Origin of the sequence: Spirosoma panaciterrae DSM 21099 (assembly GCF_000374025.1) — a bacterium.
Classification (GTDB): Bacteria; Bacteroidota; Bacteroidia; order Cytophagales; family Spirosomataceae; genus Spirosoma; species Spirosoma panaciterrae.
In genome coordinates, this window is record NZ_KB893172.1 from 93,905 (window position 1) to 107,629 (window position 13,725).

Genomic DNA, 13,725 nt, shown 5'->3' on the forward strand with positions numbered 1-13,725 from the left:
ACGGACCGAGGTTTCAGACTGTGAGGGCACTGCTGTAGGGTTAAGCATGACTGACCTGCCCAGCGAGTAGTTTCAGACCAGCCGAAAGCGCTTCCAGCCGGGTGGCCATATCGCCTTCCGACCCCATTCGTGTACTGAATTCGCTCGTTTGGGTTGCCAGCGTGTTTAATACCTGACAAAGCTCGTCACTGTTTATGGAGTCCTTCAGTAGCTGTTCTTTTACCTGCTCAAGGGTTTGGGCTATGGGGCCAGCGTTTTCGGCCTGATGAAGTTGCGTAAGCCATTGGTCAATAATATTGGCTCCATCCTGCGGAGAGGTTGAACCCGGTTCGCTATCCAGAACGGTCATGGTCGAATCGAGTAGTTCGGAGGCATCTTCGTGCGTAAACATATCAGATCTGGTTGGTAAAATTACGGAACACCGTTGCTAGCTGTTGAAGTTGAGGCACGGTGGCTCTATCGACCGAAGGCTCATGCGACAGGATCATCATATGGCTGGACATATTCAGAAGCCACTGACGTATCGTTTCGCCATCAGCATGTCCTGATTTTAAATGATCGCGCAGGGCCGTAATCTCTCCCAGAATGCGTTCGGTTCCTACATTGCCGGGAAGGGCATTGCGCCAGCCTTCGAGCAATAAAATTCCCTGCTCTGCCGTAATGCTAGCGTGTGTGCCATCGCCGAATGCCCCCAGTGTATCGATCAGCATTCGGTGTTCGAGGGTTGTTTCTGTTGCTTCCATAGTAGTATTTATGGTGGTGATGGGGCTGGTAACGGGCATTCCCGTACACCTGTATTGGATTCGTCTCAGTTTTTAGCGGGCCTGTCCCCGTAAGACCGCAGTAGTTTGGACAGACTTTCCAGGCCACCCGTCCAGGTGCCTTCCGAGTCAACATCTTCGGCTAAGGCCTGTGCTTTGTCGGCCAGACTACCCATGATCTGTCGGATGTAAGAGCCATCCGGCGACGATGCCTGTAAAGCTATGCGTAACTCGGTAAGCTGACCGATAAGCTGATCCAGGTTCGGGTCGCCCTGTAAGGCCTGTAGCCAACCATCCAGGAGGGTAATACCCTGGTCGGGAGTAAGTGTCTGACTATCGTTACGAAACATCGCCAGTGTATTATCGAGCATACTCTCTTCCCACTGATTCGAGCCTAGCATAGTGAATAGGATTGATGGGTGAATTATCGGGTTTCAACCACCTGAACACCTGCTAATTTGCGCAGGGTGGTGGCCAGATCTTCCAGTTTGTTGACAGTCTGTTCCTGCATATGCGAGCCCTGGGCAATCAACGATGTGGAGTCGGCGAGGCTCAATAGCAGTTCCCGAACCCGGTCAGGATCAGGGTGATTTAGCTGGAGCTGGTCACGGAGTTCCTGAAGTTTGCCTTCAATCAGCTCTGTATGCTCGTTGCCCTGAACAACTTTCAGCCACCCATCAATGAGGCCGATCCGCTCGGGCGTGGAAGTCAGGATGGAATTATGTTCGTCGGTGAGGCTATCTGTTCGCTCAAATAACCTTTGGTCCAATGCGTGAGAAACCATATTGTTTGAACTTTAACAACAGGCCGGGCGACGAATAATGCCGACAATTCCCAGTCTGTCGGTGGTTGGTCTTTGAATAACTACGCTATAGGTGGGTTTGTTTGGGGCTTTTCGTAAGCTGTTGTTTCAGAAAGAGTTGTGGTCTATTCCATAACCTCAATAGCCAAACGTTTCGTGGGGTCAATATTGTGACCGACCATTCGACTGCGTTGTAGACGTATCGGCGGTGTCCCCTGAAACACCCGTACCACTCACCCGAGACGTGTCACTTCGGGACAGCTTCGTTGCTGTCGAGCGGTTTGCTTCCGCATAACCGGCATCGCCTGTTTCATCAGTAGACCTTGGTTGTACGCCTTCTGTTGATGAAGTGGTTGGAACGTCCGATTTCGCATCTGTCGTTCCGCCAGACCGATCCGTCAGCTTGTTATCTTTTTTGGAAGCCTGCTGATTCTGTGCCATAAGGATACGGATTTAGGTTACTCGATTCGACTCACTGCCTGACGATGCAGATTCTCAAGAACCGCAATCAATTGCGAAAGCTCTACCTGCTCGGCACTGGCTTCAACCGTAGCGACAATGGCGCGGGTTTGTTCAATCAAGTCTTGTAAGAGATTCGCAATCTGGTAGTTATCGACCCGGTTATATCGTTGAGCCGTATCCAGTTCTGGCCGAAGGCGTTCAAGAGTTTCGGCAATGTCGTCGGTGGCCTCATCGCTGACATCTTCCAGCCGGTTCAGCCATTTATCGATGAGGGATAGGCCATCGGTCGCTGTTGAGGTATCCATGTTTCCATCGAGGGTGTTGACGGTTTCATCGATGAGCGAAATCTGGGTGTGATCCTTTGAAATCATTATCTGGGTTTGTCGAATATCTGATGGTCAGGTGCGTCTAGACTTAGCTGGTTTGTTCGCTAAGTCGTTCCGCTCCCCGGTACTAGCTTTGAAAAGGAACTGGTGCCTGTTGAGTTTGTTCGGTGGAGGGATGGGTTTTTTCTAATTTGTTAGCTACCTTGCCCGGTATGGATGCCACACGATTACAGCCCGAAATTCAATACCAGTTTGCTCGCAGTGGGGGAGCGGGCGGCCAGAATGTGAATAAAGTTGCCACTAAGGCTGAGCTACGGTTCAACGTTCGCAACTCGGCTCTGCTTACCGACGAAGAACGCGCTGTGCTGGAAGAAAAACTGGCAACCAAACTGACAACGGAGGGTGAACTGGTCCTGACCCATCAGACCGAACGTACGCAACTAGCCAACAAAGAAAAGGTCACGAAGAAATTTTATCGGCTGATTGAAAAAGCCTTTGAAACGCCCAAACCCCGCAAAGCTACCAAACCCTCCAAAGCCGCTGTTGAGGAACGGATCAGCCAGAAAAAACGCAAAAGCGATGTGAAAGAAGGTCGAAAACGCGTGGATTATTAGGGATGGTTCTATGAAATTTTATGATGTCAGATGCTAGACCCTTGTAACTGACAACACTATCGAGTGGGCATTAACTCTAGAAGTAGTATATCAATAGAATCTTTTTTAGAAAATTTTACAATTGACTAAGGGGTTTTTCTGGAGAAGTTGTCTTGTATAGTATATGATTGACTTTTTGGCGACCCGTTCCGTAAGTCACAGACTATGCAAATTCGTCCCCTGATCCCAACGTCCGATCAACCGACTCCGGTACCACTTACCGTTCAGGGGGGAGCCCATGAACCCACTGCCTCAACGGAAGCCGCCAGCGCTGATTCTGAACTCTTTATTCGTCGAGCGTTTGCCGAAAGCCCGCAGAAAGGCTGTGAGTTGCTGTTTCGGCGATACCATCAGACCTTGTGTAGCCACGCTGTTCGGTTTGTGTATTCGAAAGAAACCGCCGAAGACCTGGTGAGCGATGTGTTCTGCAAGTTCTGGAAAACGAAAGCTTACGAAAACGTCACCTCATCGTATCGGTATTATCTGTTTCGCAGCGTTCGTAACGAAGCCTACAATTACCTCCGGCTGGAATTTCAGGAACTGGACGATATCGAAACCGCCGAAACGCGGGAAACTGCCAGTAGCCAGCGTCCCGACCAGGTTCTCCAGTTCGAAGAAGTATTTCGGCGGGTCGAAGATCTGGTCGAAGCCCTGCCGCCACAATGCCGTAAGGTGTTTTTGTTGAGTCGGTTTGAGGGCAAGAAATACGCCGACATCGCGGCTGAGCTTGGCATTTCCATCAAGACAGTCGAGGTTCACATGGTGAAGGCGCTGAGCATGGTTCGAAAAGGGCTGAAAGACCATTGGCTCGTTGTGCTGGCGGTTGTCTGGCGGTTGTTTTTCCTATACTAATTCATTTCGTTAACCACCCATTCTCTCATCAACCATCAACCCGCTCTACGATATGGAAGCCGAAATAAATAAGGAGTTGATATTTAGTCATTTTGATCGAAAGACTTCACCCCTTCAGCGGGAGATGATCGATCAATGGCTACAGCAGAAGACCAATGAAGAGCAATACTACGAATGGCTGGAAGAGTGGGAAATGAAGCACCCGCAATATCTGGCGCAAACCGACCAGGCATTCCATCGCTACGCCACGTTTTTGACCGAGAATCCGCATTCCGACATAACTGGCCTTGCGGATGATACACGCACCCAGCCATTTACGACGAATCCGAACTGGCGGCAATGGCTGGTAGCCGCATCTGTGATGCTCCTGCTTGGATTGGGTAGCTATCTGTTTCGCAGTCAGATTCTCTATCAGACCTACCAGACGGCCTTCGGTGAAACCCGCTCGCTTCGACTGGCTGATGGAACTACCGTCGTTTTGAATGCCAACTCCAGTTTGCGGGTGCCTCGCTGGGCGTTCGGTCATAAAACCCGCGAAGTTTGGCTGACGGGCGAAGCCGCTTTCTCTGTTACTCATACGGTTGATGACCAGAGATTTGTGGTAAAAACCGCCAATAAGTTTGATGTAGTGGTACTGGGTACCGAATTCTCGGTTTTTGCCCGGAAGCGGGGAGCCAGAGTGGTGCTAAACAGGGGAAAAGTACGGCTGCATTATCAGGAAGGTCAGACGGCTAAACAGCTCATTATGAAACCCGGCGATCTGGTGACGCTTGATCCGCAGAATCATATGGCCTTAAAAACCACCCAGCAACCGCAGCAGCAACTTGCCTGGCAGGAAAAACGATTTGTATTCGATGAAACCACATTACAGGAAGTGGCCTATCTGCTCGAAGAAAATTATGGCCTGCAAGTGGCGATTAAAGATCGGGCGTTGGCCGAGCGGGTGCTCATGGGGTCGTTCCGGGCCGACAACGTCGATCAGCTTTTACAATCCATTTCAGAATTATTAGACATCAACGTAGTTCGGCAGGGTAATCAGGTGCAGATTACGGATCAGTAACGCAAAGCTCGCTCAACGCAGAAGGTTAGCAAACTACCGGGTAGAGGCAATGAACTGTTGCTCAGAACCTTTACAATGATTTATCGAAAATCAGGATAAACGGCCGGACCGAATAACCGTATTTCTCGATAGACTAATATGTAAAATGCTGATAGTCAATTTTTTAAATTTTTCTTGGAAAAGGTTTTTCGCTTACTAATCTTTGCCCATCAATTAACAGTACTAGTATGTTTCTGGCACGTTTACTACACTCGTTTATACATTACCCCTGCCCGGATACCAGCGTTTGGGCGGCCTGTTCTCAGGAATAAGGAAAGCCTGGTTTTTGATCACTCACATGGCTCATCCGTGTCTGGATGACCCACTTCTTAATCCTTCGTTCTTATGACAAATCCGTTACGAAAAACCGTACCGATTGGGTTGCTTTCTGTGCTCCTGCTGGTTGGCCTACGACCCGGCTGGTCGCAATCGGTTGTATTCGCCAGCAATGTCCAGCAAAAGCAGGTAGCTGCTACGCATGTATTGAACCGTCAGCTCAAGGATGTGCTGAATGAACTGAAAGCGCAGTATGGCGCCGAGATTCTATTTGAACTCCGTACTGTAGACGGCATTTCGGTATCGTCGGATAAGCTGAACGCGAAATCGACGCTCGAAAAAAATCTGGAGAATCTCCTGCGCCCTTTAGGGTTACGCTACAAAAAAGTGAACAGTAATTCCTACCTGATTCTGGCTGAAAAAAAGGCGAAAAAAGTAGCCCTTCTCAATAGCCAGCAGGTAGAAGCCATTACCACTCAGGAGCCTAGCCCATCAGTTGATAACCCCGTAAAAACGCCAACGGCATTGACATCGATGGGTATTCGGGCGGAAGTAGTAGCAGGTCCGATTACGGGTACGGTGAAGGGCCAGTCGGGGGAGACCTTGCCGGGTATTAATGTGGTCATCAAGAACACCACTAAAGGTACCAGCACCGACGCCGACGGAAAGTATACAATCGATGCCCCGGCTACGGCTGTACTGGTTTTTTCGGGGATCGGTTTCACAACGCAGGAGGTGGCGGTTGGTGGTCGTAGTCGCCTGGATGTTACGCTGGCAACGGACAATAAACAGCTTGACGAAGTGGTCGTGGTTGGGTATGGTACGCAGAAGCGCGAAAGCCTGACCAATGCGGTGTCCCAGATTAGTGGTGAAGAAGTTGCCCGTCGGCCGGTTTCCAACATCCAGCAGTCATTGCAGGGGCAATTGCCGGGTGTTACGGTTTTGGATCAGGGAGGTTCACCCGGTCGTTCAACAACAGCGATTCGTGTTCGGGGGATTACGACCTTCAATATCAACGGGATTGGCAATACGGCGGGCACCAACAATGGCTCGGGCGGTTACGACATGAGCAAAAACGATGCGCTCGTGATTGTGGACGGGATTGAGCAGCGTTTGCAGGATATTAACCCCGACGATATTGAATCCATTTCGATTCTGAAAGATGCGGCTTCGACCGCCATTTACGGGTCGCGGGCTACGAACGGGGTTGTGCTGGTAACCACCAAACGGGCCAAAGGCAGCAAAGTTCAGGTGGATTACAACGGCTATTATGCCATACAAAAATCCATCAATACCCCCCACATGATGGACATCGAAGCTTATATGCGGATGCAGGTGGCGGCCTATACGAATGCGGGTTCGGCCTTACCTGCCCGGTTTACAGAGCAGTCGATTCAGGCATACGTAACGGCTACCGACCGCGAAAAATACCCACTGCCCAATACCTGGTTTCAGACCGTACTCCAATCGGCTCCCCAGCAGAATCACACCCTGTCGGTGGCGGGCGGTGGCGAGGCTTTACGTACCCGGTTGAGCCTGCGCTATCAGGATCAGGGTGGGATTATTACGAATTACAACAGCAAAATCGGGGAAATCCGGCTGAACACTGATTACACCATAACCCCCCGACTGCGTGTGAGTGGCGATATAAACTACCGCTACAATTACTCCCAAACCCCTAATGTCGACCCGATCAATTTTCTGTTACACGGTTCGCTCTGGGCGGTTCCCAAATATGCCGATGGTACGTATGGCCTGAGTACGCAGGGAAATAACCCCCTCATGTATGCCGAAATCAGTGGGCTGAACAAGCGATTTGCCGATTATCTGGTTGGCTCGATTAAAGGTGAATGGGACATTGTGGATGGACTTACCTTTTCGACCCAACTGGCAGGCCGGGCCTATTACACCCAGGAAAAGAATTTCGGTAATTCGTATGTGAATACCGATAAGAATACGGGCATTGTGAAAACAGTGGCCAACAACACCCTGACCGAAGTTCGGAATACCTTGCGGGAGTACACCCTGATTAGTTTGTTGACCTATACCAAGAATATCGGCGATCACAACGTCAAAGGGTTGCTAGGGTATTCGCAGATTGGCAACACCCAAAACTTCCTGACGGCCTACCGCGAACGATTCTACAACAACGACATCCAGTCGATTGGGCAGGGGGCGAACGATGGTACCAAGAGCAACTCAGGAAGTGATGCCGTGTACGGTCTACGGTCGTATTTCGGACGGATCAACTACGATTACAACGGGAAATACCTGGTCGAAGTGAATGGCCGTTACGATGGCTCGTCGAAGTTTACGGGCAATAAACAGTACAGTTTCTTCCCGTCGTTCTCGGCAGGCTGGCGTTTGTCGAAAGAAGCCTTCTGGCAGACGATTCAGCCAACGGTAAGCGATCTGAAACTGCGGGGTTCGTGGGGTATAACGGGTAACCAGTCCGTCGATCTGTATAGCTATTATGCGTCTTTGAAAGCCAGTGGGTATGATTTCAACGGAGCGGCTGTGCAGGGCTATCGGCAAACGAGCCTGGCGAATACCAACCTGGGCTGGGAATCGACTACCCAACTGGATTTAGGACTGGATGCGTCGTTTATGCGGGGGCGTATGAACCTGACCATCGATTATTACCGCAAGCTCACCAACGACATTCTGCTGAATCTGGACATCCCGGCAACGGTTGGGCTGACAGCACCTCCGCAAAATGCCGGTTCGGTCGAAAACAAGGGCTGGGAATTTAGCCTGAACTACCGGGGTGCCAAAAGTTCGTCAGGTTTCCAGTATAATCTGGGCGGTAATTTCAGCATCAACGAAAACAAAGTCGTCGACCTGAAAGGCACCGGACCATACATTCTCGGATCGGATATTGACCCACGCTACATCATTGCCGTAGGTTTACCCATCAACACCTTGTGGGGCTACAAAACAGCCGGGTTGTTCCAATCACAGGCCGAAATCGATGCCTATAAAGCGACTTATGCTGCCAATACCAAACCCGGCGATGTTAAATACATCGATGCAAACGGCGATGGCAAGATCGACGCCAACGACATGACCAACATTGGCAACTCGTTTCCTAAGTTTACTTTTGGGCTTACCTCCAATTTTTCGTACAAGAATTTTGAGCTGAATCTGCTCTTTCAGGGTGCTGCCAAAGTCGACACCCGCCTAGCTGGTGCCCTGGCCGAAATGGGAAATCAGGAAGGGTTTACGCACTCGATCTATACCAACAACTACTGGACCCCCGACCATACCGATGCCCGTTTTCCCCGGCCACTGAAGTTCGATCTGCGGAACGTAGCGACCTCCGATCGGCTGATTATCGATGGCTCGTATGTCCGGTTGAAAAATGTTCAATTGGCGTACTCGCTGCCTGGGCCTTTAGCCAGCAAACTGCGGCTGAACCGAATTCGGGCATATGTGTCGGCTACCAACATCTTTACCATTTCGAAATTGAACGAGTGGAATCTGGATCCCGAAGTGGGGTCGGGTCGGGCGGTGTATTATCCGCAAACGTCGCTGTATACACTTGGCCTGAACCTGAACTTCTAACCCGATCACTTTACCGACAACAATCCCATGAAATCAATACGTTATTCCATACATCTGGCTGTCCTGGCACTTGCCGTTGGACTGTCGCTTACTGCCTGCGACCGCGAACTGCTGGATACCGTTCCGAACGATCGGCTGTCGGAAGATCTGTTCTGGAAAACCGAGAACGATGCCCGACTGGCCGCCAATTCACTCTACACCGACCTCGACAGCACCAATATTTTTAGCTGGGATGCCCTGACCGATATTGGCCATGTCAATCAACCATTCGATTTGCATGCCTACATCGAGCTGGGACAATACGATGCCACCAGTTCGCGGGTGTATGGCGAGTGGGCCAAAGCCTACAAAGGTGTCCGGGCCTGCAACTATTTTCTGGCCAATGTCGATAAAGTATCATCGACCAATACCACGCTTATTAACCAGTTCAAAGGCGAAGCGCGGGCGCTTCGGGCCTACCAATACCTCAAGCTGGCGAGTTTGTTCGGGGATGTACCCCTCGTGACAACGGCTATTTCACTGGATGAAAGCCGGGCTCTGGCACGCACTCCCGTTGCGCAGATCTGGGATTTTGTAGACAAGGAATTGAGCGATGCTGCTGGGCTGTTGCCTGCTACTTATGCGGCTGCCGACAAAGGCCGGATTACCAAAGGGGCGGCTATTGGGCTTCGGGCGCGGGCCAATCTGCTGGCGGGTCGGTATCAGCAAGCCGCCGATGCTGCCGATCAAGTCATGAAGCTGGGCATCTATGGGCTGAACGACTCGTATGAAAAGTTATTCACCTACGCGGCTGAGAACAATAAGGAAGTTTTGCTCGATCGGCAGTTTATCAAGGATACGTACCCGGTCAATGTGTTCTCCTATATGGCTCCGTATAGCCAGAAAAGCGCCAACAGTAATTTTGTGCCGACCAAGGCGCTGGTGGATATGTACGAAACGACGGCCGGTAAACTGATCACCGATCCGACGAGCGGCTATGACCCGGCAAATCCGTACGCTAATCGTGATCCCCGGCTTAAGTTTTCGATCTTTCTGACGGGCGATGTGTTGCCGAGCGGCATTACGTTCCGGCCCGAACCGAACAGTGGCACACCCGATGCCGTTGGCAATACCTACATTGCCTCGACTACGGGATTCAATCTCAAGAAATACATCAATGCGGACGATTACGCCAATCCGGGCAACAACGGCATCAACATCATCCTGCTCCGCTATGCCGAAATCCTGCTGACGTATGCCGAAGCTAAAATTGAGTTGAACCAGATCGACGCGAGTGTACTCACTGCCATCAATACGGTTCGCAATGGCCGTTCTGATGTGAAGCAACCGGCCATCACGGGTACACCAACCCAGACTGAACTACGAGCCATTGTTCGTCGGGAGCGGACGGTTGAGCTGGCGTTCGAAGGGCAGCATCTGTTCGATATTCGTCGCTGGAAAACAGCCGAAACGGTAATTCCCGGCCCGGTTTATGGCATCACCTATAAAGGAACGGATGGGAAGCTGACGACGATTCAGGTTGTGGGTATCAATCGGGTGTTCGACAAATCCCGGCATTACCTGTGGCCCATTCCGCAGAAAGAGCGGAACCTGACGCCCACGCTCTCGCAGAATCCGGGTTGGTAGTGAGTTATTGGAGTTAGCACACAGAGAAAGCGGAGCTACACGGAGTTCTTTGTGAATCTTATATCTCTCTGTGAATCTTTGTGTAATAACCCATCGCCTAAGAGCTAAATCATGAAGCAACTACGGTCTTTACTCAACGTTTTTTTTATACTCCTGCTGGCAGGTGGCTTGTTGACGGCGTATCGGCCTCAACAAGCTACGCCTGTCCGTCCACCCAATATCATTTACATTTATGCCGATGACCTGGGCTATGCCGAGTTGGGCTGTTACGGACAGCAGAAAATCAGAACACCAAACCTGGACCAGATTGCTCGCGAAGGGATGCGGTTTACGCAGCATTACACCAGTATGCCCGTATGTGCGCCCGCCCGCTGTATGCTCTTGACGGGTAAACATGGCGGCCATGCCTACATCCGGGGAAACTACGAGATGGGCGGATTTGCCGATTCGCTGGAAGGGGGCCAGATGCCGCTGTACCCCGGTGCGTTTACTATTGGTCGGATGCTGCAACAATCCGGCTATAAAACGGCCTGTATTGGCAAATGGGGACTGGGTATGGCCAATACAACGGGCAATCCGAATGAGCAGGGCTTCGATTATTTCTACGGCTACCTGGATCAGAAACAGGCGCATAATTACTATCCGACGCACCTTTGGGAAAATGGTAAACCCGATCGTCTGAACAATCCCGTCATCGATGTACACCGGAAATTAACGCCCGAAACGGCCACACCCGACGCTTTTGCCTACTATCGGGGCAACGATTATGCCATTGATAAGATGGCCCAGAAAGCGCAGAACTTTATCCGGCAAAACAAAAATGGCCCCTTCTTCCTGTACCTGCCATTTACCGTACCCCATGCATCCTTGCAGGCACCCGAAGCGGCTGTTAAGGAGTATGCCGATAAATTTGACGATAAGCCGTACTTAGGCCAGCAGAGTTATGCATCAACGCCCTACCCCCGCGCCACCTATGCCGCCATGATCACCTACATGGATACGAAAGTGGGGCAGATTATGCAGTTGCTGAAAGAGCTGAAGCTGGACGACAACACGCTGGTCATGTTTTCGAGCGATAATGGCGCTACCTTCAACGGTGGGGTAGAAGCTGCGTATTTCAACAGCGTCGGTAAGTTGCGGGGCTTAAAAATGGATGTATACGAAGGCGGCATTCGGGAACCTATGCTGGCTCGATGGCCCGGGAAAATCAAAGCTGGACAGGTCACGGATCAGGTTTCGGTCCAATATGATTTGCTGGCTACCCTGGCTGATTTGATCGGCTATAAACAACCACTTACTACCGACGGAGTTTCGTTTTTGCCGACTTTGCTTGGAAAGCCGACCCGCCAGCAGCAACACCCATTCCTGTATTGGGAGTATCCCGAAAAAGGTGGGCAACTGGCTATTCGGATGGGCAACTGGAAAGCGGTAAAGACTAATTTGCGGAAAAACCGGGCTACCCCCTGGGAACTGTACGATCTGTCGGGCGATGTCAGCGAGACAACCAACGTGGCGGCTCAACACCCTGATCTGCTGCGTCAGTTTGATGCGATCGTCGCCAAAGAACACAGACCAACGCATGTCAATGAGTGGGAGATTATCAACCCGAAATTTTAATAAAACTACCTTTTATGAACGTACTTCCCCGACGATTGTCTCATTTGTTACTAAGCACCTTCGCTTTAGTGGGTGTTGGTTTACTAATTAGTGCCTGGGTCGAAAAACCAGCACCAGCGCCACCCAATGTCGTGCTATTTTTTATGGACGATATGGGCTATGGCGATTTATCCGTAACCGGGGCGCTCGACTACACTACCCCAAATCTGGATCGAATGGCTGCTGAGGGATCTCGCTTCTCTAACTTCCTGGTGGCTCAGGCGGTCTGTAGCGCGTCGCGGGCGGCTCTGTTGACAGGTTGTTATCCCAACCGTCTGGGTATTTCGGGCGCACTAGGGCCGAATTCACCCATTGGCCTGAACCCCAATGAAGAAACCCTGGCCGATCTGCTCAAAGAGCGTGGGTACGCAACGGGTATTTTCGGGAAATGGCACCTGGGCGATCGGAAACAGTTTTTACCGCTTCAGCAGGGATTCGATGAATATTATGGTGTGCCGTACTCGCACGATATGTGGCCGCTGCACCCGGCACAGGCGCAGGCACACTATCCACCTTTGAACTGGATCGAAGGGAACGAACCCAAAGAAGAAATCAAGGACCTGAACGATGCCAGCAAGATTACCTCGACGGTGACTGAAAAAGCTTTATCGTTTATCCGGCGACACAAAAATGCTCCCTTCTTCCTGTATGTGCCGCACCCACTGCCGCACGTACCGCTGGCGGTTTCGGATAAGTTTAAAGGAAAAACGGCCCGGGGATTATTTGGCGACGTGCTGACCGAACTGGACTGGTCGGTGGGGCAGATTTTGGGAGAACTGAAAAAGCAGAATCTGGATAAGAATACGCTGGTCATTTTCATCAGCGACAATGGCCCCTGGCTCAACTATGGCGATCATGCCGGTTCGTCGGGTGGTTTCCGCGAAGGGAAAGGAACGTCGTTTGAGGGCGGGCACCGGGTGCCTTGCCTGGTTCGCTGGCCGGGTGTGGTTCCGGCAGGTCGCGTGTGTAACAAACTCCTGACCACGCTGGATATTCTGCCGACGGTAACCAAGCTTTGCGGTGCCCGATTGCCCAAAAATCGCATCGATGGTGTGGACTGGATTGCCCTACTCAAAGGCGATAATTCGGTAACCCCCCGCGACAAATTCTACTATTATTACCGTAAAAACAGCCTGGAAGCTGTTCGTGAAGGGGATTGGAAACTGGTGTTAGCGCATCCGGGTCGTACCTACGAAGGGTTTCTGCCGGGGCAGAACGGGAAGCCAGGGCCCAGTACCGAAACGCACGAGTTTTCGGCAGGGTTGTATGATCTCCGTCGTGATCCGGGTGAGCGCTACGATGTTCGGGAACAGCATCCTGAAATTGTTGCCAAACTGGAAAAGATAGCCGAAGAGGCCCGCGCTGATCTAGGGGACGACCTACAAAAACGGGCAGGTACCAACCTCCGCGAACCGGGTCGGATTACGCAGTAGCCAGACTCAACGTCGTATTCTATAAACACGTACCTAACTGCTTTCGGATTTCTGAGGAATATCTCAAATCCCGTAGGCAGTTAGGTACTTTTATTTTTTCAATAATTTTTGCACAATCCTGAGTATTATTTGAATTATCGCCCCTATTAACCAGCATATCCACCCGATTATCAGCCAAATGGCTATTCATCAATTACGGATAACGAGGAGAGATT

At 51.0% G+C, this 13,725-nt stretch carries 13 protein-coding genes; 7 read left to right on the forward strand and 6 right to left on the reverse strand.

Features of this window, described 5'->3' with window-relative positions; translation table 11 throughout:
* Window positions 1-40 precede the first annotated feature (40 nt).
* From B153_RS0100420 to B153_RS0100445, 6 genes are all read right to left on the reverse strand, one after another.
* Window positions 41-391, reverse strand: a complete 351-nt coding sequence (locus tag B153_RS0100420) for a hypothetical protein (RefSeq protein WP_020594669.1) — start codon at window positions 389-391, stop codon at window positions 41-43.
* A 1-nt stretch (window position 392) separates the two neighbouring features.
* Window positions 393-743 carry a hypothetical protein gene (locus B153_RS0100425; protein WP_040760653.1) on the reverse strand — a complete coding sequence of 117 codons (351 nt, stop codon included), beginning with the start codon at window positions 741-743 and terminating at the stop codon, window positions 393-395.
* A gap of 65 nt (window positions 744-808) precedes the next feature.
* The gene (locus tag B153_RS0100430; protein ID WP_020594671.1) at window positions 809-1,162 is read right to left on the reverse strand and encodes a hypothetical protein; all 354 of its coding nucleotides are present in this window, start codon (window positions 1,160-1,162) and stop codon (window positions 809-811) included.
* A 23-nt stretch (window positions 1,163-1,185) separates the two neighbouring features.
* Window positions 1,186-1,545 (reverse strand): hypothetical protein, encoded by a 360-nt coding sequence (locus B153_RS0100435; RefSeq protein ID WP_020594672.1) that lies wholly within the window; start codon window positions 1,543-1,545, stop codon window positions 1,186-1,188.
* Between the two features lie 180 nt (window positions 1,546-1,725).
* On the reverse strand, window positions 1,726-2,004 hold the full coding sequence (locus B153_RS0100440) for a hypothetical protein (protein WP_020594673.1): 279 nt from the start codon (window positions 2,002-2,004) through the stop codon (window positions 1,726-1,728).
* A 17-nt stretch (window positions 2,005-2,021) separates the two neighbouring features.
* Window positions 2,022-2,396 (reverse strand): hypothetical protein, encoded by a 375-nt coding sequence (locus tag B153_RS0100445; RefSeq protein ID WP_020594674.1) that lies wholly within the window; start codon window positions 2,394-2,396, stop codon window positions 2,022-2,024.
* 167 nt (window positions 2,397-2,563) lie between these two features.
* On the opposite strand from B153_RS0100445, the gene arfB reads away from it, so the two are divergent.
* The 7 genes from arfB (at window position 2,564) to B153_RS0100480 (ending at window position 13,510) form a co-directional block, all read left to right on the forward strand.
* Complete coding sequence (gene arfB, locus B153_RS0100450; RefSeq protein ID WP_026261811.1) at window positions 2,564-2,965, forward strand: alternative ribosome rescue aminoacyl-tRNA hydrolase ArfB; 402 nt, start codon at window positions 2,564-2,566, stop codon at window positions 2,963-2,965.
* Window positions 2,966-3,169: 204 nt separating this feature from the next.
* A complete protein-coding gene (locus tag B153_RS0100455; RefSeq protein ID WP_020594676.1) occupies window positions 3,170-3,856 on the forward strand; it encodes an RNA polymerase sigma-70 factor in 687 nt (228 codons plus the stop codon).
* Window positions 3,857-3,908: 52 nt separating this feature from the next.
* Window positions 3,909-4,916, forward strand: coding sequence for a FecR family protein (locus B153_RS0100460; RefSeq protein ID WP_020594677.1), 1,008 nt, complete (start codon window positions 3,909-3,911; stop codon window positions 4,914-4,916).
* Window positions 4,917-5,300: 384 nt separating this feature from the next.
* Window positions 5,301-8,795 carry a SusC/RagA family TonB-linked outer membrane protein gene (locus B153_RS0100465; RefSeq protein WP_020594678.1) on the forward strand — a complete coding sequence of 1,165 codons (3,495 nt, stop codon included), beginning with the start codon at window positions 5,301-5,303 and terminating at the stop codon, window positions 8,793-8,795.
* Window positions 8,796-8,822: 27 nt separating this feature from the next.
* Window positions 8,823-10,421, forward strand: a complete 1,599-nt coding sequence (locus B153_RS0100470) for a RagB/SusD family nutrient uptake outer membrane protein (protein WP_020594679.1) — start codon at window positions 8,823-8,825, stop codon at window positions 10,419-10,421.
* Between the two features lie 111 nt (window positions 10,422-10,532).
* A complete protein-coding gene (locus B153_RS0100475; protein WP_020594680.1) occupies window positions 10,533-12,038 on the forward strand; it encodes an arylsulfatase in 1,506 nt (501 codons plus the stop codon).
* Window positions 12,039-12,052: 14 nt separating this feature from the next.
* A complete protein-coding gene (locus tag B153_RS0100480) occupies window positions 12,053-13,510 on the forward strand; it encodes a sulfatase family protein (protein ID WP_026261812.1) in 1,458 nt (485 codons plus the stop codon).
* Window positions 13,511-13,725: the final 215 nt, after the last annotated feature.